The sequence below is a fragment of the Pseudomonas cyclaminis genome, assembly GCF_015163715.1.
Classification (GTDB): Bacteria; Pseudomonadota; Gammaproteobacteria; order Pseudomonadales; family Pseudomonadaceae; genus Aquipseudomonas; species Aquipseudomonas cyclaminis.
Window position 1 is genome coordinate 46759 of sequence record NZ_JADDUM010000035.1, and the last position, 21769, is coordinate 68527.

The 21769-nt window shown below is 61.0% G+C and carries 14 protein-coding genes; 4 read left to right on the plus strand and 10 right to left on the minus strand.

Features of this window, described 5'->3' with window-relative positions; all coding sequences use genetic code 11:
* Nucleotides 1-12: 12 nt before the first annotated feature.
* The gene (gene trhO / locus IQK56_RS05425; protein WP_122308368.1) at nucleotides 13-954 is read right to left on the minus strand and encodes an oxygen-dependent tRNA uridine(34) hydroxylase TrhO; all 942 of its coding nucleotides are present in this window, start codon (nucleotides 952-954) and stop codon (nucleotides 13-15) included.
* 236 nt (nucleotides 955-1190) lie between these two features.
* Here trhO and IQK56_RS05430 point away from each other — a divergent pair, with 236 nt between their 5' ends.
* From IQK56_RS05430 to IQK56_RS05440, 3 genes are read left to right on the plus strand one after another with little or no spacing between them, the layout of a single operon-like run.
* Entirely contained in the window at nucleotides 1191-3977 is a 2787-nt protein-coding gene (locus IQK56_RS05430) for a Tc toxin subunit A (protein WP_246500152.1), read from the plus strand.
* Nucleotides 3978-4021: 44 nt separating this feature from the next.
* Entirely contained in the window at nucleotides 4022-8824 is a 4803-nt protein-coding gene (locus tag IQK56_RS05435) for a Tc toxin subunit A-related protein (protein WP_193901588.1), read from the plus strand.
* Nucleotides 8821-13311, plus strand: coding sequence for a SpvB/TcaC N-terminal domain-containing protein (locus IQK56_RS05440; RefSeq protein ID WP_193901590.1), 4491 nt, complete (start codon nucleotides 8821-8823; stop codon nucleotides 13309-13311). The genes IQK56_RS05435 and IQK56_RS05440 overlap by 4 nt, the downstream gene beginning before the upstream one ends.
* Before the next feature lie 120 nt (nucleotides 13312-13431).
* Here the strand turns inward: IQK56_RS05440 and IQK56_RS31040 are convergent, their stop codons facing one another.
* The 5 genes from IQK56_RS31040 to IQK56_RS05455 form a co-directional block, all read right to left on the minus strand.
* Nucleotides 13432-14868 carry an RHS repeat-associated core domain-containing protein gene (locus IQK56_RS31040; protein WP_341869488.1) on the minus strand — a complete coding sequence of 479 codons (1437 nt, stop codon included), beginning with the start codon at nucleotides 14866-14868 and terminating at the stop codon, nucleotides 13432-13434.
* On the minus strand, nucleotides 14754-15263 hold the full coding sequence (locus tag IQK56_RS31045) for a hypothetical protein (RefSeq protein WP_246500153.1): 510 nt from the start codon (nucleotides 15261-15263) through the stop codon (nucleotides 14754-14756). The genes IQK56_RS31040 and IQK56_RS31045 overlap by 115 nt, the downstream gene beginning before the upstream one ends.
* The gene (locus IQK56_RS31050) at nucleotides 15251-16150 is read right to left on the minus strand and encodes an RHS repeat domain-containing protein (protein ID WP_246500154.1); all 900 of its coding nucleotides are present in this window, start codon (nucleotides 16148-16150) and stop codon (nucleotides 15251-15253) included. The genes IQK56_RS31045 and IQK56_RS31050 overlap by 13 nt, the downstream gene beginning before the upstream one ends.
* A 133-nt stretch (nucleotides 16151-16283) precedes the next feature.
* Nucleotides 16284-16577, minus strand: coding sequence for a BolA family protein (locus IQK56_RS05450; protein WP_150676115.1), 294 nt, complete (start codon nucleotides 16575-16577; stop codon nucleotides 16284-16286).
* A gap of 6 nt (nucleotides 16578-16583) precedes the next feature.
* Nucleotides 16584-17099 (minus strand): DUF2059 domain-containing protein, encoded by a 516-nt coding sequence (locus IQK56_RS05455; protein WP_099586330.1) that lies wholly within the window; start codon nucleotides 17097-17099, stop codon nucleotides 16584-16586.
* Nucleotides 17100-17280: 181 nt separating this feature from the next.
* Between IQK56_RS05455 and IQK56_RS05460 the strand changes: the two genes are divergently transcribed.
* Nucleotides 17281-18669 carry a class II fumarate hydratase gene (locus IQK56_RS05460; protein WP_193862256.1) on the plus strand — a complete coding sequence of 463 codons (1389 nt, stop codon included), beginning with the start codon at nucleotides 17281-17283 and terminating at the stop codon, nucleotides 18667-18669.
* Here the strand turns inward: IQK56_RS05460 and IQK56_RS05465 are convergent.
* The 4 genes from IQK56_RS05465 to IQK56_RS05480 all read right to left on the minus strand — a co-directional run bounded on the left by IQK56_RS05465 (nucleotide 18666) and on the right by IQK56_RS05480 (nucleotide 21763).
* Nucleotides 18666-19622, minus strand: a complete 957-nt coding sequence (locus IQK56_RS05465; protein WP_122308362.1) for a DMT family transporter — start codon at nucleotides 19620-19622, stop codon at nucleotides 18666-18668. The genes IQK56_RS05460 and IQK56_RS05465 overlap by 4 nt on opposite strands.
* 70 nt (nucleotides 19623-19692) lie before the next feature.
* The gene (locus IQK56_RS05470) at nucleotides 19693-20646 is read right to left on the minus strand and encodes a fimbrial protein (RefSeq protein ID WP_122308361.1); all 954 of its coding nucleotides are present in this window, start codon (nucleotides 20644-20646) and stop codon (nucleotides 19693-19695) included.
* 77 nt (nucleotides 20647-20723) lie between these two features.
* Nucleotides 20724-21272, minus strand: a complete 549-nt coding sequence (locus IQK56_RS05475) for a fimbrial protein (RefSeq protein WP_122308360.1) — start codon at nucleotides 21270-21272, stop codon at nucleotides 20724-20726.
* An 11-nt stretch (nucleotides 21273-21283) separates the two neighbouring features.
* Nucleotides 21284-21763 (minus strand): fimbrial protein, encoded by a 480-nt coding sequence (locus IQK56_RS05480; RefSeq protein WP_122308359.1) that lies wholly within the window; start codon nucleotides 21761-21763, stop codon nucleotides 21284-21286.
* Nucleotides 21764-21769 lie beyond the last annotated feature (6 nt).

Below are 21769 nucleotides of genomic sequence, written 5' to 3' on the forward strand. Positions count from 1 at the left end.
CGCGGACATGGGTCAGGCCTCGGATGGGGTTTGCTTGTAGTTGAAGCCAATCGGGTGCGGCATGTTGCGGGCCTTGGCCAGTTCAATCTGCTTTTGCCGGTCGATTGCGCTGCGACGGGTTTTCTCCGGCAGCTTATCCCAGCAATGCGGGCAACTGATGCCAGCCACGTAGTGCTCGCTGGCGCGGTCCTCAATACTTACCGGCGTACGGCAGGCATGACATTGATCGTAGTCGCCTTCGCTCAAGTCGTGGCGCACGGTCACGCGATTATCGAAAACAAAGCAGTCACCCTGCCATTTGGTCTCTTCCTGGGGCACCTCTTCGAGATACTTCAGGATGCCGCCCTTGAGGTGATACACCTCACCGTAGCCTTCGCTGAGCATGTAGCTCGACGCTTTCTCGCAACGAATGCCGCCGGTGCAGAACATGGCGACTTTCTTGTGCCTGGCCGGGTCGAAGTTGGCTTTGATGTAGTCGGGAAATTCGCGAAAACTGGTGGTTTTCGGGTCGATTGCACCTTCAAAGGTGCCGATGGACACTTCGTAGTCGTTACGGGTGTCGATCAACAGCACCTCCGGGTCGCTGATCAGGGCGTTCCAGTCTTTCGGGTCGACGTAGGTGCCGACTTGCTTGTTCGGGTCCACACCTTCGACGCCCAGGGTCACGATCTCTTTCTTGAGCTTGACCTTGGTGCGGTAGAACGGCTGGTCGTCGCAGTACGACTCTTTGTGGTCGATGTCGATCATGCGCGGGTCGTTCTTGAGCCAGGCCATCAGGCCGTCAATGCCTTCGCGGCTGCCGGAAACGGTGCCGTTGATGCCTTCTTCAGCGATCAGCAAGGTGCCTTTGATGCCGTTGTCGACCATCGCCTGCAGCAAGGGCTCGCGCAGGGCAACATAATCTTCGAGGGTGACGAACTTATACAGTGCCGCCACGACAATCGGTTGAGTCATGGGTGTTCTCTCCAGGTGGCTACCCTCGCAAAGGGTGAACCGGATGCAAAAAAATGCGCCGACTGGCGGCGCGTAACGCATTCTAACAAATCCCTGGTCACGATGGCATCGGCACGCTTGTTGATATTTCCTCACTGTCGTCGCGGCGTCGGCTGACCCCGGCCCTCGCAACCTGCGTGATAGCGTCCCTCGTCGCTCACCGGACCCTCCGGTGGGCCCGAAGGAGACGCATGCACATGGAAGAAGACAGCAGCCCGCTGCTCGCCCGGCTGATCGACGACTCGCTGCCGCCGGCACCCGGCCGCCGCGACATGAAAGACACCTTGCAACTGCTGAGCATCAATTCGGTATTCGACATCGTCCGACTGCCCGAAACCGAGTTTTCCAGACAAGTGGCCCAGCACACCGATGACGATGCCGCCAGCCTGCACCTCAAGGCCCGCAGCGCTGCCGCGCAACTGGAAACGCTGTTTCGCGGACAACAGGTATCGCCCCCCGCCGCTGACGCCGCTGACGCAACAGCCACCAGAGGAGTCACCTACAACGCCCTGTTCAAGGAGGACTGGCAACACTTTTGCGCCAGCACCTCCATCGCCGCGATGGACTCGCCCGTGGCGTACCTGCGAGCGCTGTATCTGTTCGCCCTGCAACTGGAAAAAAACGCCCACGGCGCGGCGGTGACCACACTGGCCAAACGCCGCCCGGACTTCAAGGACCTGCTGATCACCCCCCACAGCGTGTCTGGCCAGCGCCCCATGCTGTCGATCATCAACCAGACCCTTCTCGACAACCTCACCCAGGGCGATCAGAAAAAAGCCTGCAGACTCTTGAGCAGCACGTGGTATCCGTTTTCCTTGCCCTATCACGCCTACCACCATCAATGCGTGCTGGGGCTATCTGAAAACAAACTGTCGCTGGGTGAACTGAACTACCGAATCAGCCGCAAGCTGCCCATCACCACCCGCGCCGCGCACGCCTACGGGCAAGTCGTCGCCGACCATGATGACGCCCAGCTCCTGTTATCCGGGCTGAGCCCGCAACAGCAGGCCTTGCTCAAGCAGCCGCTGGCAGACAATTCGCGCGCACTGGGTTTCTATCACGACTACTACAATTGGGATAAAGGTCCCGACCTGAAAGGCCCGGAACGGGTCACTGACTTCCTGCGCCACACCGGCCTCAATGCCGAACAGCTTCAGGTATTGCTCGCACAGACCACCCACAAGCCGCGCCGCTCTCCTTACTGCTCTATGGTCACCGATGCGGCGTATGGGGCCTGCTATATCAATGGCCCGACGGGTCCTGCGATCAGCCAGGACAGCACCCGCCCGGCCAGGCTTCTGAACGTCACGGTCGAAGGCTTCGATCGCTTGCAACGCATGATTCGCCTGAACCGCTGGCTGGATGTACCGTTCGCCCAACTCGACACCCTGCTGGTCAGCGCCATGCGCTGCGAAGGTGAGGCCAACCCCTCGCTGTTGATCACCCACAACACGCTGCGGGCGCTGGGGGTGTATCGCTATTTGCATACGCGCTACGCACTGCAGGCCGAAGAGTTCGCCGCAATCCTCCACCAATTGCCGGTCGACGCCTCGGGCGAGCGCCTGTCGTTGTTCGATCAGGTCTTCAACCGTGCCGACTCGGCGCTGCCGCCTCTGCAACTGGATGGACAACCCTTCGACGCCACGACCCGACAACAGCTGTGCGCCAGCCTGGGCCTGCAGGACTCGCCGAGTTCGCTGCAACTGCTGCTCAGCGCCGACCGGCACCCCAGGCGCACCGTCGTCACGCTCAGCATCCTCTATCGGCATGCGCGGATCGCCCGGTTGTTCGGCTTGTCGCTCATGGATTGCAAGCACCTGCTGCACCTGCTCAAGCCCGGGGGCTACCAGCAGCAGCTGTCCAGACCGACACTGCGCACAACGTTAAAAGGGTCGCCGGACGTACTCGATGTACTGATGCACCTGGACTGGGCCAGTCGCTGGATCAAAAAGAATGGCAGCACCCTTGCACGGCTGCGTCACCAGTTGCTGCTGGAGCCGGTGAGCCTGGACCCAGGCGTCGGTATGTTGCTCGATGTGTTCAACAGCCATCCACAACCATCGCTGTCAAAGAAGCTCAAAGAACGCACCCTGGTAGCGCAACCTGCGGAAGAACACCCCCGCTTGCCGACGATTGACTGGGAAGCCACCACCCATCGTGCCTTGAAGCTGATGCGCCAGGGCAAATCCCAGAGCGCCGCACTCGATGAAGCCCTCGCCACGCTCAAACTGAGCAATCACAGCAGTCGCGCGTCCGCGCTGATCAGGCAGGCCAAGGACACACTGCTGTCGACCCTGGACTCACTCAAGCAAGACTTACAGCCGCTGTATGCTCGCCTCAAACTCACCCTGCAAAAGCTGCCCCAGGCGCAGGGCTCTCAAACCCGCTATTTGAAATACGACGAAGACGATCAATTACTGCGCCTGCTCGCCCCCGTCGGAGCCGCCAGTTCACCGTTGCAAACCCTCAGCCATCTGGTGTTGCTGCTGCCTCACGCCGTGGATCTGCTGCAATTGCCCATCAGCCGGCAGGCGCTGGACCACTTGCTGGTCAACCCCCATTGGCTCAATGACATTTATAAAAGTCATTCACTGCTCGAACTGACCCTGCACAACCTGTTTTTGATGGAGCAATTCAAATACAGCATCGACCACTACGGCGTGTCGGAAGAACAACTGCTGGACTACTTCAAACAGGCCAACTCCGTTTCCGACGGCATGCCGTCAAGCAGCGCCGAAGCCCACAGCCAACTCGCCCAATTGTTGGGCTGGAGCGCCGGTGAAATCGAGATCTTGAGCCAGTCTTTGCAGCCCCCCCGCATCACCTCCATCGAACGCCTGGACTGGATCCTGCGGTGTCGCCAGGCCAGCGCCGACATCGGCCTGCCCGTTGAACAACTGCTGGATATCTGCCGCCTGCACAGCGGATCGACGTTCGATGAATGGCAGGCCGTGGGTGAAGCGCTCACCAGTACCCATCAATAACGCTACTTCGCAGCCCCCTTACACGACCTGTTCAAGGACTGATCATGTCTCACCTGCTCAATCAACGCCTCAATGAAAGCCTGCGCGACGCCATGTTGGCGTACTACCTGGCCCACAAAATACCCGCCGCCCAACACGGCAAGATCAACAACGCCGATGACCTCTACGAATACTGGCTGCTCGACGTGCAAGTCAGCCAGGCCGTGCCCACCAGCCCGGTGGCCTGTGCGATTGCCAGCCTTCAGCAATACATCACGCGCATCCAGCTGGGCCTGGAACCGGGCTACGAAAAACAAGGCATGACCGCGCAGCAGGACCAGGTGTGGCGTGAACAACTGCACGCCTACCCGCTCTGGAGCGCCAGCCAGCAATTGCGCTACCACCCGGCCAATTACCTGGACCCCACGCTGCGCCGTAACAAGACTGACAGTTTCCAGCAACTGGAAAACGACCTGAGCCAATACCGGCTGCAACCAGACACGGTGCTCACCGCCGTGCAGAGCTACCTGGGCCGGTTCGAGGAAATGGCTAACATCCGCACCCTGAATGGCTACATCGATGGCAATGCCTCTGAGCTGCACACCAGCCGCTATTACTTTGTCGGTAAGTCCACCTCCGAAAAAGCCTATTACTGGCGCTCGCTTGACCTGTCCAAACGTTCCCCCAGTGATCCCACCAAGCCCTCGATACAGGCCTGGTCGGATTGGCGGAAAATCAACCTGGCACTCTCTGATGACACTGCCGAGCACAGCATCCGTCCGGTCTTCCTCAATAATCGGTTGTATTTAATCTGGGCCGAATGCGTCAAGCCCGAGCGAACCGGCAATTTCAATACGCCAGGCAACAAGGACGACAACGGCAATCACATGGGCGAATGGCTCAACAGCCACTACGTGAAGTTTCGCCTCAATTACGCCTACAAAAAATACGATGACAGTTGGAGCGTGCCCCAGGCCTGCATCAACCAGCACTGCGCAACCGAAGAGGTCAACGCCTCGACGGCCGCGTTTCTGAAAGCCGTCACCCAAACAGTCGCCATAGTCGATGCCGACTCACCGGCCACCTTGTTCCTGGGGTTGCATGTGCCGATGCGCAAGGATCCAAAACAGCAGGAGTCTTTCACCGGCAAATTTTTCCAGGCGGTGCACCTCGACCAGCATTTCAACGTCACTAAAGTCGCCGACGGCGGCAGCCCTGAGCGCTATAAGGTGCTGCCGGGGTCGGAACTGTCCGAAGAAATCAGCCGCCTGCTGGAACCCTTTGACTTTAACCAGCGCGACACCGTGCAGCGTGTGCTCAGCGGGGAAGCAAACAACCACAATGGGTATTACAGCGAACTGCTGCCTGATACGGCACGGCAATACTTCACGTATTTTGGCTATATCAACAAAGGCAACTTGCAGTTCAAGATTGCGCCTTACACCCAGCGGGATGTCACGATCACGCACCAGCAAGCGCCTTTTCCAGAGAAAGCCACCTGGAACCTTGAAGGCAAGCAAGACCATATTGATGACGTAGCCATCGGCTCGCCGTCATTCGACTCAAACACCAACAAACTGATTATTACCTCAACGCTCAAGAACGATTTTCGCCAGACCTACAGCGTCACGCTGACAAAAGAAGAGATCACCCTCACGCTGACGACCCACTCTACGCTCAATGACCCTCAGGCCCAGCAGCTCGAACTGGGCGAAGGGTCGATAATCACCGGCACGGGAGAAATACATAAAACCGACTTTTACGCGCTGTACTTCAGAAACTCGATCACCCATGAAGAGTTCCCCAACTTTGTGCATGACAAAGACAAGCTATTAATCACTTCGGATAAAACACTAACGCCACAACAGACTATTTCGTTAAACGGCAAGTTCATTGATAAATCGGCCTTTGTGCACCTTTATACCCACGCGCATATCCCTATCCATGTGACCCTCAATCGCTACGGCGCATACACGGAACAACAGGCAAGCTTGCATCTGCAAAACGCGCTGAAGGTGACAAATGCCGCGGTCACCACCTCCACACTGAAAGCATTCAAACACATCATCATGAGCGCCAACTTTGATGATTACCCACTCACCGACACCATTGACGCCAACTCGAACCGCATCCTCAACTTCCAGGACACGGCACACGACAGCCTGACTGGATCAAGCCCGGAATTGCCGGCTGGGCACCGCGTCACCGCGCATATTCCAGTGCCAAACACGGCGCAATCGCTGATCACGCTGATACACGGCGTACTAACCCTTACGCCCAGCGAAGACGGGCCGCAGATCCTGGGCTACGCGCTCAAGGCCGTTACGCTGAATGTCGCGGCCGCCAGTCCCGGAACTGCGCCGGTCCGACAACGCGCACCAACCATCACCCGACTGCCTTCACACACGCTGGGGGCCGCCGAATTCATTGATTTCTCCGGCAGCACGCTGATCAAGGACCCACCGGCCGCCATCCGCCTGAATACCTGCTTTGCCGGCAAACTGGCAGAAGCCGCCAACCTCAGTCTTGAGCACCTGTACTCGTTAACCCCAAAGCAGTGGCAAGAGCCACCGCTGACAGCCAATGGCCCCCCCCAGGGCATTGAGTTCCAGGGCGCCAACGGCAAGTACTTCTGGGAATTGTTCCTTTACCTGCCCTGGCTGGTGGCCCACCGACTGAATCAGGAACAGCAGTACGTCGAGGCCCTGAAGTGGCTCAACTACATCTTCGACCCGGGACGAAGCGCCGATGCCGCCAGTGATCGCCCGGCGTACTGGGGGTTCCGCGAACTGACCCGCCACGATCAGGCGACGGGTGAAGCGAGCGTCGATCCGCATCAACTGGCGTTGGCGGCGCCGGTTCATTTCCGTAAAGCGGTTTACCAGTTCTATCTCGACGTTCTGCTCAATCGCGGCGATGCGGCGTACCGGCAACTGACCGCCGACAGCCTGACGCAGGCCAAGCTCTGGTACACCCGCGTGAATCAGTTGCTGGAGGCGCGGCCGAGGATCACACAGGTCGAACCCTGGGCCAGCATCACCCTGGATGCATTGGCGAAGAGCCAATCCACGGCGTTGAGACACCTTGAGTGGCAAGCCCTGTACATCGACGCAAACCGTGCGATCGAGGGCTGTTCGTTGCCGTTACTCACCGACACCGACAACCTGTGCCTGCCCTTCAACCCTGAGCTTGTTGCGCGGTGGGACAAGCTGGAAAGCCGCCTGCACAACCTGCGGCACAACCTGGACATCAGTGGCAAACCGCTGCGCCTGGCGCTGTATGCCACGCCGCTTTCACCGCACCGGCTGCTGGTCAGCCAGACCAAAGGGGCGCTGGACCAGGACAGCCTCGCCGCGTTGGCGCCTGCGCCGGCCACTCACTATCGCTTCCAGGTGATGCTCGGCCACGCCAGAGAAGCCACCGAGACACTTATCCAGTTCGGCAACACGATGCTCAGCCTCAACGAGCGCAAAGAGCACGCCGAACTCCTGGAACTGCAACAACAGCAAGCCTGGGACCTGGCCAACATCATCGTGAGCCAACAGCAGCAAGCCGTGTTGCTGGACGAAAAAAACCGCCAGGCGCTGGCGGCAGGCCGACGGATCATTGAGGAGCGAGCCCATTATTACGAGCGCCAGCTCGCCGACGGCGTCAGCAGCGCGGAGGCTCAGGCCGGCTTGCTGTACCTGCGCAGTGCCGGCTTCGAGGCGGCCGGTGCAATTGCCGGCGCCGCAGCGGGCGTCGCGATGCTGGCACCGAATATCGTCGGCATGTCGGTAGGTGGCTCGCGCTGGGAAGGTCCCTTCCATGCGGCGCAAGCGGTAGCCCAGGGCGCCGCCACTGCCTTGCGCAGCAGTGCCGCCGACCTGGACCGCACCGAGCAGTTCAACCGGCGCGCACAGGAGTGGACCCAGGCACGGGATCAAGCGCGCCTGGAACTCGCCCAGATAGACGCGCAACAACAAGCCTATGCCGAACAGGAAAAAGCCACGCGCCTGCAATTGCGCCTGGCCGAGACGTCGCTGGCGCAAGCGTGGTCCAGCTATCAGTTACTGACCAAGCGCTTTGCCAAGGCGCGACTCTACGATTGGCTCAATGTCCAACTCGGCCAGTTTTTCTACCAGGCCTATGACCTGTGTCTGTCCCTGTGCCAGGCGGCCGAAGGCTGCTGGCAATATGAAATGGCGGACTTCGAGCGCACGTTCATCACGCCCGGCACTTGGAATAACAGTTATCGCGGCTACCTGGCAGGCGAGGCGCTGAAACTGTCCCTGCTCCAGATGAACAGGGACTACGTGAGCCATCACGTTCGGGAGTTGGAGATCGTCAAGACCCTGTCCCTGCGCGATCGCTTGAGCGAATGCGAAGTCAGCAGCCTCGGCGCCGCCCAGCCGTTGGATACGCGAGAACAGTGGAGCCTGCACAAAGGCAACCTGGTGCAAAAAGGCACGCTTGGCTTCAAGCTGACCAAAGCGCTATTTGACCAGGACTATCCCGGCCATGTGCTCCGGCGAATCAAGAGCATCAGCGTGTCATTGCCGGCGACACTGGGCCCCTACCAGGACATCAGGGCCCTCCTGACCCAGACCCGTAACGAAATCGAACTGCCCAACGGGGTCTCGCGCAAGGATATCCGTGCGCACCAGCAAATCGCACTGTCTACCGGCCTGGATGACAACGGGCTGTTCACGCTGATGTTCGAAGGCAATGATCGTTACCTGCCGTTCGAATACACCGGCGCCATTTCCGATTGGACCCTGACGTTTCCCGAACCGGCTCGGCAGAAAGCCATGCTGGAGTCGATCAACGACATCGTGATCCACGTGCGCTACACCGCCAGGGCAGCAGGCATGGGTGAACGCCGATGAACAGCACGCCCATCAACGCACCGGCACTGCCCAAGGACGGCGCCTCGATACAAGCCACCGCCAAGGGCTGGGGCGATATCGGTTTCAACGGTGGCGCATCGCTTGAAATCCCCCTGCCCGCCGCTGCCGCTCGCGGTTTCGCGCCCGCCATGACCTTGGCGTACCACAGCGCGGCGGGTAACGGCCCGTTCGGGATGGGCTGGACGGTCCCCGTGAACACGGTGAGCCGGCAAACCTCCCAAGGCGTGCCGGCCTACAGCGCCCACGACCGGTTTATCGGCCCCAGCGGCCAGCCCCTGCTGCCCGAACAGGACGCCAAGGGCGCCCCGGTGATCCGCCACGAGCGGGGGCCAGCCGATACCCGCTACGCCGTGACCCGCTACTGGCCCAGGACCGAGCGCGAGTTTGATCGCATTGAGCGCTGGCAGTCGGCGGGCGACCCGACGGGGTTCTGGCTGATTCACAGTGCCGACGGCAGCCAGCATCTCTATGGCAAAACCACCGCCGCGCGGATGGCCGATCCGGACCAGCCTGAACACGTGGCGCAGTGGCTGTTGCAGGAAAGCCTGAGTGCCCACGGCGAGCACATTTACTACCACTACCAAAAAGAGACCGAGACGTCGCGCTACCCAAGGGACTGCCGCGCCCAGCGCTACCTGGACAAAGTCTGCTACGGAAATTTCACCGCCCGGACGAATGAGCGCCTGTACCTGCTTGAAACCGACGAGGCTGCCTCCAAGGGCTGGCACTTCCAACTGCTGTTCGACTACGGGCAACGCAACGCCGAACTCGACCACGTACCGCCCTACGCCACGGACACGCCCTGGACACTGCGCGAAGACCCCTTCTCCAGCTTCGCCGACGGATTTGAATGCCGAACCTTGCGCCTGTGCCGGCAGGTGCTGTTGTTTCATCATTTTCCCGATGAAGCCCAAATGGGCAGCTCACCGGTGTTGGTCAAGCGCGTGGTGCTTGAATACCAAACCCTGCGCAACCGCCTGAACCTCCTGCTCGCCGCCCATGAACAAGCCATCGACCAGCATGGCAGGATCAGCAGCCTGCCGCCCCTTGAATGCCTGTATCAAAAAGTCGACCTGAAGCTTGATACCACGCGCTTCCAAGCCCTTGGCGACTGCCCCGGACTGAACGACCGCCAGCGCTATCAATGGGTCGATCTGTACGGTGAAGGGTTGCCGGGCATCCTGTACCGCTCCGACAAGGCCTGGTACTACAGGGAACCGCAACGAGCCGACTCCGCCGGGGGGGATGAGGTCAGCTACGGCGCTGCCCGGAAAATCCCCGCAATCCCCACGCCAGACAGCGCATATCCCGTGCACCAACAACTGACCGATGTCACGGGTGACGGGCGTCTTGACTGGGTGATCGGCCGCCCCGGCCTCAGTGGTTTTTTCAGCCTGAGCGAGCATCTCAATTGGTCGGGTTTCATCCGTTTCGATGCGTTCCCCCTGGAATATTTCCACCCTGACGCGGTCTTTGGCGACCTGATGGGTGGCGGGAATAACGACCTGGCCTTGGTCGGCCCACGCAGCGTGCGCCTGTATGCCAACCGCCAACACGCCGGGTTTGCCCCTGGCACCGATGTGCCCCACACGCCGGCCGATGACACCCTGCCCAGCGTCTCCCGCTCAACCCGCGAATGGGTGGGTTTCAGCGATGTACTCGGCAGCGGTCAGCAGCATCTGGTACGCATCCGTCACGACCGGATCGAGTGCTGGCCCAACCTGGGGCGTGGTCGATTCGGCAAGGGTTGGGTGCTGGCAAACCTGCCCTTCGAGCACGAGACGTTCAACGCCGCCCATGTATTACTGGCAGACCTGGACGGCTATGGCGGCGCCGACCTGCTGTACCTGATGCCCGATGAGCTGCGCATTTTCAGCAACCAGGGCGGCAATCGCTTTGACACCACACCCCGCGTGTTGCCATGGCCTGAAGGCGTGCGGTATGACGCGCTCAGCCAGGTCAGCCTGGTCGATTTGAACGGCCTGGGCTGTCCCAGCCTGATCATCAGCGTCATGCACCCACAGCCTCGGCATTGGCGCTATGACTTCTACAGCGACCGGCCCTACTTGCTCGCGTACACCACCCACCACCTCGGCAGCCGGTCAAGGGTGTTCTACCGCAGCAGCGCCCAAGAATGGCTGGACGAAAAAAAACAGCTCAGAGACCAGGGCAAACCGGCCATCAGCCAATCGCCAGTAACCCTGCCTGTGGTCAGCCGCCAAACCCATTACGACGAAATCAACGACAGCACCCTGACCCGGCGTTTCAGTTACCGACAGGCGTTTTACAACGCCGCCGAACGCGCTTTCCAGGGCTTCGGCCTGATCCTGCAGACCGATACACAAACCGCCTCCGAGGGCCCGGCGCAAACACCGTGCCTGACCAAGCGCTGGTTCCATACCGGCCAGGCGCTGGATATGCCGACAACCGGCTACAGCCAGCATGATTCACGGGCAATCAGCCTCGGTAAAACCCTGTTGTGCCGCCATCGGGCGCCCGAACAGGCGCAGCCCATCGACCACGAGGATGTGCCACTGCACGCCCCCGCCCCACGAACCCTGCGCGACGCCGCCTATGCGCTCAAAGGCGTGTTGCTGCGCGAAGAAATTTTCGCCGGCGATGCGGCGCAGAGCGTGCCTTATTCGGTGCAACAGCATCGTTATCTGATACGCCGGCTGGCCAGCACGCAACCCTGGGGGCGCATGCTGGTGCTGCCGGTGGAATCCATCGACTGCCAATACGAACAAGTGCCCGATGATCCCGTGTGCAAACAACAGATCAACCTGCGCTGGGATGCGTTTGGCAGTCTGGTCCACAGCGTCACCGTACACCTGGCTCGCAACAAGACCGCCAACGACGCTCCGCCCGCCGCCCTGGCGGAGGCCCATCGGCAACAGTGGTGGCGCGACAGTCATGACCCGGCGCAACAAGCCTATTACCTGAACGAAACCCTGGCGCAGTGGATTCATCTGACACAAGACTCGCAATGGCGCCTGGGCCTGCCCTATCGCCAGCGTGACAACGCCTGGGTGCTGCCCAAAGGCCAACCGGACGGGCTGAGCCGTGCAGCCATGTCCTACGAGCACTTTATCGACCAGCGCTCTGGCCCGTTGCGGCCGCAGGCTCTACGGTCGCTGAGCGGGCTGTCGGTCCAGTATTACCGCGAAGCGGGGCCCGACGGTCGTACGCTGGAAGCTGGCATTGCGACGTTGCAGGCCCTGCGCGACTGCCTGGAAACCGCTGAACTGGATCCCCAGGCCCTGCAGGCCTACCAGGCGATACCGCAGATGCCCGGCCAGGCATCCTGGAACCTCGCGGCCCAGTTGCAACAGATCGGCTATCGCCGGATGAGCGTATTTTTTTCTATAGGCGATGGGGAACAACAGGCGCCGCCACCACTCTGGTCGATGCGCCAACAGGAATCCCGGTATCTGGACGCGACGGGGTTCTACCAGTTGCTGAGCTGGCGCCTGACGCAAGCCTTGGGTGAAACCATGCTGACGTACGACCCTTATGGCTGCCAGATCACCCAGGTACAACAGGCCGACGGTTGTGTCAGCCGAGCCGAGCATGATTACCGGCTGTTGCTGCCCGTCAAGCTGACCGATCCCAATGGCACCGTGCAGCAGGCGTTGTATGACAGCTTCGGCCGACTGATCGCTACCCGATATGCGGGACGCGAATCAGGCAAGGCCCAAGGCTTCGGCCCCTTGCCGCAGAGCGCGCAGTTACTGGACACCTCTGTCGAACGGGCCATTGAAGCCCCTGAAAGCAGCCTGGGGCAGGCGGCCAGCGCGCATTTTTATGCGGCATTCAGTTGGATGGGCACAATCGCCGAGGCCGAGCGGCGAGACGAATGGGTGACTCAAGGGTATCTGCTGCCCGGTGGACAGATCCGCACCAAAGCCAGGTTGCGCGTGAACAACCCGGCGCATCGCGCCGATGCCCACACCCAGCGGCTCGCCACCTTGATTGCCGAGGCACACCGAGAGCCGGTGCATCGCCTGACATTGTTGGCTGATCGCTATCCCGACGATCCCGAGCGCACTGTGCGGGTCAGCCTCACCTATTGGGACGGCATGGGTCGCCCCTTGCAGCGCACGCATAAAACCGAGCCAGGTGACGCCTACCTGATTCTACCCACCGGTGATCTGAGCACTGAGCAGGGGATGATCCAGCAAGTGCACGCCGATCCTCGCTGGTGCGTCGACGAGCGCATCGAATACAACCACCAGGACGGGATCACGCGCATCTACCGCCCTTACTTCGCCAGCCGGCCCCACTACACCCCCGATCGCGCCTTGCGTGATGTCGCCTACAGCGACCGGCAATTCCATGACGCCCTGGGACGCGCGATCCGTACCGAAACCGCCAACGGCGCGATAACGCGCACGAGCTACTGCGGGTGGTATGGGATCAGCGAGGATGAAAACGATACCTGGGAGGAAACCGTCGACGGCACCTGACCGAAGGGCAAGCGAGGCTGCGTTAGGGACCCCGCAGATCGCGGGGTATCAATGTGTCCGCTACGCAGCCTCGCCAAGGCTCGACAGCTGCTACGTAAGGGTTTCCGTCCAAATGTGTAGTCAGCGCCGGCCCGCCGTTCGCACAGCAGCGCTGCGTGGACGGTAGGTTTTCCAGGCTGACGCGTGCGTGTCCCAGGGCGCGTCGACGCGCTGCTGGCCTTGATAAAAAATCACACGGCCCGCCAGGTGCTGGCGATGCCTGTAGAGCCAGCGCAGTTCGGAACCGGTCACAGATCGCCGGGTCTTGCGAATCACTGCCTCCATGTCCACTCCCTCCAGCGCAAAATGCACCACCGCCCTGCTCTGCGGGCTCGTCAGGGTTGCCAGTGCCGACTTGCTGCTGCGGCTGATCACCTTCTCTTGAATCGCCCTCAGCCCCTGGCCCATGTGCTGACGTACGGTCTTGGTAAACGAATAATCGCTTTCAGCCAGTTCTGCGACAAAACGCCTGACAAACTGCCGATTGGCCGTGGTTGATGAGCAACCTGAATAACGCGCCTGGATGTTTTGATAAAACTGTCGCGCAACCGCTGAAACTTGCATGGCAAGAGTGCGCTCACGTCCGGTGTCACGCTCTTGGGTTTCGGGTGTGCCCACTTTTCGCCCCCCCGCGAACTCACTCAACGCGCTCGCTAATCCACCTGTCCACCGCTCCACCTCGGGGCCGGAAAAATACGCCGCCAGGATATCCCCTCGCGCACTCAGCTTCGACCAGAAGCTCCTGTAGCCAGTCACCACAGCACTCAGGCCGAAAATCATGTCGCCACGGCTGGGCTGGAACTGCTCACCAAACGTCGCCTGCGTACCCCGCGCATCGGTGAACCTCAAGGGATTGCCCCTCACCATGGCGTACAGATTCAAACCATCCACATCCCCCGCCGGGTCAGGGCTGATCCAGCGCTGCAACCACGGCGCGTAATACCGCTCGCTGTAGTAATAGAGCCCGGTGGCGTCGCGTTCTTTACCCGCATATCGGTAGAGCCTGTAGTCGCCCTGGATCGCTGTCCTGCTGGCGCTCCACGCCGTCGCGCCGTAGGGATAATAACCTTCCTGACTCAGCAACCGGCCCTGCTCGTCCACCACCAACAGGCTGCTGTTGAGAGGGTCGAGCACGTGAAACTGAACCTGCTCGGCGTCCATGCCGGCGGGGCGGCCCGCATCCCATTGCAACACCGTCACCCGGCTTCCTTCCACATCGAGATCCAGCAGGTTGAGACGCTGGCCCCTGCGCCATTGCATCTGCAGGCCAGGTAGATAATAGGTGCGTTGGGTCTGTGCACCGTCGCCGACCTTATTGCGCCTGAACTTGAGTACGCGCTGGCCCTGGGCATCGTAGAGGTAGCCCTCGACGTCCGGCTCGCCCTCCTCGCGTGCAACCTGGGTCACGTGGGCCAGCTGGTTGCGCACGTTCCAGGCCATCTGCTGGCCACTGCCCAGCGTGCGCTGGTTGCCGTTGCCATCAAACTGCGCAGCCGATGGCGGCACATCGCCAGGCACGCGCGATTGCTGTCTGGCGCCAGCGTCATGCGCCGGGTGTAACCGCCTCCAATACCTGAGGCATGGCGCAGGTGCGTGAGGTTGCCAGCTTCGTCATAGGTGTAACGCTGAGTGTAAGGGCGCCACAGCCCCTCGTCCGGCGCACCGAACAGCACCTGCGGCGCCGCCTGGCCCGCTGTACTGCGAGAATGTTCGCGCCCCGTGGCGACGGTGAGTTGGTAGAGCGTGTCGTATTCGTAGCGGTTGACCGCCTCAATACGCGTGTTGCTGCGCCACTGCGTGGGCTGGGCCTGGTCGTCGAGGCTGAGGACATTGCCCACCGGGTCGTAGCTGAGCCGCAGGTCTTGCAACGGTGTGTCGGCCTCGCCCTGGCGGTAGGTCTTTATCTGCAACAACCGCGCGCTTTGCGGCGCAAACGTGCAGTCTTGATCAGCAAATGACCGGCCCGCTCGTAGGTCAGTTGCCCATTGGCGTTGTACTCGCACTGATGCAGCAACGCCTTGCGCGAGCCGCCCTTGAGAGTAATGGCGAGGTCCTTGAGCCGTCCGTGCAGCCCATATTTACGATGCTGGCGGTTGCCCTTGGCGTCGGTCTGCTCAAGCAATGCGCCGAGGGCGTCGTAGCGGCTAACGGTGGTATAGGCCGCGGGTTCCAGCAGCCGGTCTTGTGCTTCGACCGTTGGCGGCCAGTCGACGTTTTCGGAATCGAGACGAAAGCGCCGGGTTTGCCTGAGCGCTCTCTGGTCAATCGTGTACTCGTTGATCACCTGGGTGCCGGCAGGATCGGCATGCCGAATCAACCGGCCACACCGGTTCAAGGCTGCGGCCTCAGGGGTCGCACCCGCATAGGTAAGACGCTCGACACACCGCTCCTGTGGCTCGTCAGCCGACTGTTCGAACACGTCGGTCAGGCGTTGCGAGGTGTCATAGACGTAGCGTTGACAGGCCCCCCGAGCATCCCAGGTAAGCAACGGTTGCCCTGCCTCGCTCATCAGCATCAGGCGTCGGCCGGCGTCCGCACTGTCGCGCAGGAGCGTGACCCCGGACAGGCTGTGGACCCAGGTTTCGCAAGCTCGTGTCTGGGGCGCCTGGGTACTCTGGGCATACCGACGCGGATCCCACTGTTGCTGCAGGAAACCACTGGCGCCATACACCTGGCGACTGATACGCGCCTGCGGTTCAGCCTGGGCGTTGGCGCGATGATAGGCCAGGGTGCGGACCGTTAACCCACGGGGGTCGAACGCCACAATCGTGGGGGTATTTCGATGGAGTGAAGCAGACATGATCACATGACCCAATTGCACTATGGTCAGCAAAGCCTAGGGATCATGGGAGAGGGAAACGAGGTATCGGGTTATGGCGGCACACGCCAGGCAGCTTCAACCGGCGCTTGCCGGTTGAAGCCCAGGCCGGGTGTTAATGCCCGCCAGCACACGTCGGCGAAGCGGGCGCCGCGCCGACTTGAGCCCATTCTTCAGGCGTATAGGTGTGCAGCGCCAGCGCATGAAATTCGCTCATCAGGTCACCCAGGGTGGCGTAGACCTTCTGGTGGCGCTTGACGCGGTTGAGCCCCTCGAACTGCTGGCTGACCAGCACGGCCTTGAAATGGGTCTGCAACCCACGGCTGTGCATATGGCTTTCATCCAGCACGCTCAAGTGTTGCGGGTCCAGGGCGGCGAGCGCCGTTTCGATACGCTGTTGCATGGTCATTCCTGCTTACTTCTTCTTGGCCGGGGCAGCTTTGGGCGACAGCTCGTTGGTCATGTCTTCCAACAGCTTGTTGACCACTGGTACGGCGCTTTCCAGCTTGGCCTGGGTCATCTGTGCCGATTGCTGGGTCAGTTGCGGCATTTTTTCCAGGACTTTCTTGCCCAGTGGCGACTGGTAGAACGCGACCAGGTCCTTGAGCTCGGATTCGCTGAAGTTGGTGGTGTAGAGTTTGACCATGTCCGGCTTGAGCTTCGGCCAGCCGATGGCTTGGTCCAGGGCGGCGTTGGCCTTGGCCTGGTAGCTGTCCAGGACGGACTGCTTGGCGGCAGGCGCCTTGGTCTGTTCGAAACGCTGGGCGAACATTTGCTGCACTTGCATGTACACCGGGGTACCCAGCTTGTCGGCATGGGCCAGGGTAAGGAAGGCTTCGGCACTGGCGTTGTGGCTGGCGGTATCGGCAAAAACCTGGCCGCTGGCGCAAACCAGAGCAACCGCGGTACAGATGGCACGAAGACGAGTCATCGAGTTTCCTTTCTAGCTGGCGAGGTAAGACCCCAAGGGCGCCCATTCTGCGCCTAAAAAACCTCGCGGCTCAACCCCGAGCCTTGTCGGGCAAAGGATTGCCCGATGAAAAGTCTTTTAGGGAACCCACCTGGCCGATCACGGCCTAAACTGCGCAAACGAACCTGAAGGAGTGTGCCCGATGAGCCGTATCGAAACCGACAGCCTGGGAGAAGTGCAAGTCCCGGATGACGCTTACTGGGGCGCCCAGACCCAACGCTCGCTGGTGAACTTTGCCATCGGCGAGCAGCGCATGCCCTTGGCGGTATTGCACGCCCTGACCCTGATCAAGAAGGCCGCCGCCCGGGTCAACGACCGCAACGGCGACCTCCCCGCCGACATTGCCCGCCTGATCGAACAGGCCGCCGACGAAGTGCTCGCCGGCACCCATGACGACCAGTTCCCCCTGGTGGTATGGCAGACCGGCAGCGGCACCCAGAGCAACATGAACGCCAATGAAGTGATCGCCGGTCGCGCCAACGAACTGGCAGGCAACCAGCGGGGCGGCAAGAGCCCGGTCCACCCGAACGACCATGTGAACCGCTCCCAGAGCTCCAACGATTGCTTCCCGACGGCCATGAGCATTGCGGCGGTGCAGGCTGTCCACCAACGCTTGTTACCGGCCATCGCCACGCTTTCCGGCGGTTTGGCCGAGCAGGCCGCACGGCATATGAATCTGGTGAAGACCGGTCGCACGCACATGATGGATGCCACGCCCATTACCTTCGGCCAGGAGCTCTCGGCGTTTATCGCCCAGCTCGACTACGCCGAACGCGCCATCCGCAGTGCCCTGCCCCAGGTGTGTGAACTGGCCCAGGGCGGCACGGCCGTCGGCACCGGGCTCAATTCGCCCCATGGTTTCGGTGAGGCGATTGCGGCCGAATTGGCGGCACTGTCCGGGCTGCCGTTCGTCACCGCGCCCAACAAATTCGCCGCGCTCTCCGGCCATGAGCCGCTGGTAACCTTGCACGGCGCGTTGAAAACCCTGGCGGTGGCGCTGATGAAAATCGCCAACGACCTGCGCCTGCTGGGTTCGGGCCCACGCGCCGGGCTGGCCGAGGTCAAACTGCCAGCCAACGAACCGGGCAGTTCGATCATGCCGGGCAAGGTCAACCCGACCCAGTGCGAAGCGCTGTCGATGCTGGCCTGCCAGGTGCTGGGCAACGACGTGACAATCGGCATCGCCGCGAGCCAGGGGCACTTGCAGTTGAACGTGTACAAACCGGTGATCATCCACAACCTGCTGGAGTCGATCCGCCTGCTGGCCGATGGCTGCAACAACTTCCAGGAGCACTGCATCGCCGGCCTGGAGCCCGACCCCGTGCAAATGGCCGAACACCTGGAGCGTGGGCTGATGCTGGTGACCGCGCTCAACCCGCATATCGGCTATGACAAATCGGCAGAAATCGCCAAGAAAGCCTACGCCGAAGGCCTGACCCTACGGGAAGCCGCGCTGGAACTGGGCTACCTCACTGACGAAGAGTTCGACCAGTGGGTACGCCCGGAAAACATGCTCGAAGCCGGGCATTAAGACGCCAAACGCAGCCGCCGGGCCTTGAGCCCGGCGAGCAGCGAGGGCGCCAGCGCAACCGTCGCCGAACCCAGCACCACCACCAGCGCCCCGGCATAACCCAGGGCGTTGATTTCTTCGGCCTGCACATAATCCGGCCACAGCCAGGCCGCCAGGGCCACCGCCACAAAGGTCACCAGCGGCGTGAGCGCCAAGGTCGCACTCACCCGCGAGGCTTCCCAATGGGCCAGGGCTTCGGCAAACGCGCCGTAGGCCACCAGCGTATTCATGCAGCACGCCAACAGTAGCCAGCCTTGCAGCGGGCTCAGTTGCAGCGCCTCCAACGGATGGGCCCAAGGCGTGAGCAACAAGGCGCAGGCGAGGTAGATCACCATCATCACTTGCAGCGAATTCCACACCGTCAGCAATTGCTTCTGGCCCAGGGCGTAGAACACCCAGATCGACGTGGCGAGCAGGATCGTCAGCACGCCGGCGGTGTAGGCGCCGAGGGACGTCAGCAGTTCCTCCAGGCGCTGATTGAAGAACAGGCCGAAGCCTGCGATCAACACGATCAAGCCCAGCACCTGTCCACGGCTGAAACGCTCCTTGAACACAAACACGCTGGCGATCATCAAGAAGATCGGGCCCATCTGCACCACTAACTGGGCGGTGCCGGGGCTGAGCAGTTTCAGGCCGACCAGGTACAACACGTAGTTGCCCACCAGGCCGCACACGGCCATCGCCACCAGCCACCCGCCCTTGGGCCCGAGTACCTTGCGACTGGGCAGGCGCTTGGTGGCGGCAAGGTAGACGAACAGGCACCCGCCGGCCACGGTGAGGCGAAACCAGGTGACGGTGATCGGGTCCATCACCTGCAGCACCTGCTTGAGTTTGATCGGCAGAATGCCCCAGAGGAACGCGGTCAGCAGGGTCAGGAAAAAACCGTAGACCCAGCGGCCGGAAGAGATGTGCATGAGTGCCCCAAAAACCAGAGGTGTAGGAGCACGCATTCTAGGGGTATGCAGTGCGCTTTGGGTACTCCCATCACGGCACACCCATCACCAGCACTCCACTGCCGCTGATCGCCCCAGGGGTCGGCAAAGAGCCGTTTCGCCGGACCAGGGAAAACGTGACGTCGTCCCCGCCCACACTGTTGGTGATGCGGGTCAGGAACGAACCGTTCACTTGAACCGCAGCGCCTGCACGGATAAGGGCCGTGCCTACGTCAAGGTTGGTCATCCTCAGCAGGCGCGAGTCAAACCCCGTTGAAGTCCCCCTGTAGGTAATGGTGATAGGCGTGGTGATACCGGGGTCCGGGCATGTGTAGGTGAGCCTGAGGTTGGTGCGGATGGTCGTGGTGAGCGGATCGCTGCCCATGGCCCGCTGGTGTACGTTGCCGAAGTCGATGTTGATCGGGTTGTTGTTGTTGATGGTGCAGGTTGATGGGGACAGTTCGAAGTTGTTGGCGGCGGTGTAGGTGACGGTGAGTTGCGGCCGCGTGGCGTCGTAGTTGTTCGAACTGGTGAGGCGTAAAAGGCCGAGGCTGTCGCCTATTCGAACGTTGATCGGATTAGACGGGTTATTGCGTACCAAAATGTAGGGGGTGATGTTGATCGGGTAACCGATCCCGTTGTTGGGCATCGTGGCGACCCGAATACCCGCGGGAACCGGAACGTTTTGGAACGCCCCGTTGATTCGCAAACCGGCCCGTTCGCTGGCGAATTTGGGACCCGGCGTCCAGGGTGCACCTGAGTTGTTGCCGGTTTCCCAGAAGTCTGCCCCCCAAGCGGGACCCGCACCTGCGGTGAATCGGCATTCGAGCCGTGCGCCTTCCATCAGAATCCTCGTGCGATCACCGTCGAGTCGCACACTCACGGGTACGGTCAGGTGAGTAACACGCGCCCATTCACCGCCATTGACGCGACAATCAACGGCCCAGGCCGTTGTCGTAACAGCAGTCAGGACGAGAAGCACAATGGCTCCATATAGTCGTTTCATTTTAATCTCTCGTTGCGCTTGTCTATCCAGATACCGCCCACCGAACATTCAGTCCGTGTTTTGACGATTGTTCGCAGCTACGGGTAATCCAACGTAAACGTCGAGGTCACCGTGTACGCGCCATGCCCTATGGTCTGATCACGGATGGCATTCGGCTCACCCTGCACGTAGGCCTTGAGCTCAATCACGTTGTTGCCATTGCTCAGCACCTGTTCGTCGCTGACGGCATTGAGGGGCAATGGCTTGTCACTCGGCGTCTCGATTCCTATCCCAATGCCCGAGGCGCCACTGCCACCGTCCAGGGCAAGCAATCCGGGCAGCGCCGTATTTTCCCTGCCGCCGAACATGATGGTGACGGTGTTGCCGACCGCGGTGTTGCAGTCGTCCAGGTGCAACCTGAACCCTTTGCCCCGTGAACGGGTATTGATGTAGAGGTGCTTGCTGGTCAGGTCCCAGAGTTCCAGCGTGATGGCCTCATCGCCGGGCCGAATGGTGCAGGCCTGCTCAACCAGGTTGCCCTTGAAACTCAGGTTGTCCGCCGCCTGCCCCGTGGGCATCAGGCCGAAGGTGAGCAGAAACACCAGCCCAACACAGGACCAACACTTATGAACAATTTCATGTCGCATGGACTCAACTCCTACTGGTATTCGGCCAACAGCGTGGCCACCGCCGAAAACCTGGCGGGCGTCAGAATTGCACCTGGCCGCTTGACCGGCACCACTTCCAATGTCGGCGGTGACGACAACGTGATGTCCAGCGGCGTGTTGAGCCGAAACGGCACGTTGTTCTGGAAAATCCGAATGCCCAACTCAGGCACACTGGTCTGCACCGCAGCGCCATCAAACGCTGTCGAGGTGCCGTTGACGCTTAACTTCAGCACCCAGGGCAGTGTGTCGGTACCACAACTGAGGGTGTAGCCAACGCCCTTGCGGTACTTCACGCCATCGACGCGTTTTACGCCGACGTCTCCAAAATCCACTTCAATCGTGTTCCCCGCATCAATGGTGCACGGAGGCGGCTCATTGAGTGTTCCACTGAACGTCAAATTGGCTGACGCACCACTGCAAAGGCCAAGGGAACACAAGGCGAGCAACGCTCGCCGTTGCCAATCGCTCATTGATCG

Excerpts from the sequence above, each read along its gene's own strand:
- IQK56_RS05475 (WP_122308360.1), bottom strand. The coding sequence starts at position 21,272 with ATGCGACATGAAATTGTTCATAAGTGTTGGTCCTGTGTTGGGCTGGTG.
- trhO (WP_122308368.1), bottom strand. The coding sequence starts at position 954 with ATGACTCAACCGATTGTCGTGGCGGCACTGTATAAGTTCGTCACCCTC.
- IQK56_RS05455 (WP_099586330.1), bottom strand. The coding sequence starts at position 17,099 with ATGACTCGTCTTCGTGCCATCTGTACCGCGGTTGCTCTGGTTTGCGCC.
- IQK56_RS05480 (WP_122308359.1), bottom strand. The coding sequence starts at position 21,763 with ATGAGCGATTGGCAACGGCGAGCGTTGCTCGCCTTGTGTTCCCTTGGC.
- IQK56_RS05470 (WP_122308361.1), bottom strand. The coding sequence starts at position 20,646 with ATGAAACGACTATATGGAGCCATTGTGCTTCTCGTCCTGACTGCTGTT.
- IQK56_RS05440 (WP_193901590.1), top strand. The coding sequence starts at position 8,821 with ATGAACAGCACGCCCATCAACGCACCGGCACTGCCCAAGGACGGCGCC.
- IQK56_RS05430 (WP_246500152.1), top strand. The coding sequence starts at position 1,191 with ATGGAAGAAGACAGCAGCCCGCTGCTCGCCCGGCTGATCGACGACTCG.
- IQK56_RS05450 (WP_150676115.1), bottom strand. The coding sequence starts at position 16,577 with ATGACCATGCAACAGCGTATCGAAACGGCGCTCGCCGCCCTGGACCCG.
- IQK56_RS05435 (WP_193901588.1), top strand. The coding sequence starts at position 4,022 with ATGTCTCACCTGCTCAATCAACGCCTCAATGAAAGCCTGCGCGACGCC.
- IQK56_RS05460 (WP_193862256.1), top strand. The coding sequence starts at position 17,281 with ATGAGCCGTATCGAAACCGACAGCCTGGGAGAAGTGCAAGTCCCGGAT.
- IQK56_RS05465 (WP_122308362.1), bottom strand. The coding sequence starts at position 19,622 with ATGCACATCTCTTCCGGCCGCTGGGTCTACGGTTTTTTCCTGACCCTG.
- IQK56_RS31050 (WP_246500154.1), bottom strand. The coding sequence starts at position 16,150 with ATGTCTGCTTCACTCCATCGAAATACCCCCACGATTGTGGCGTTCGAC.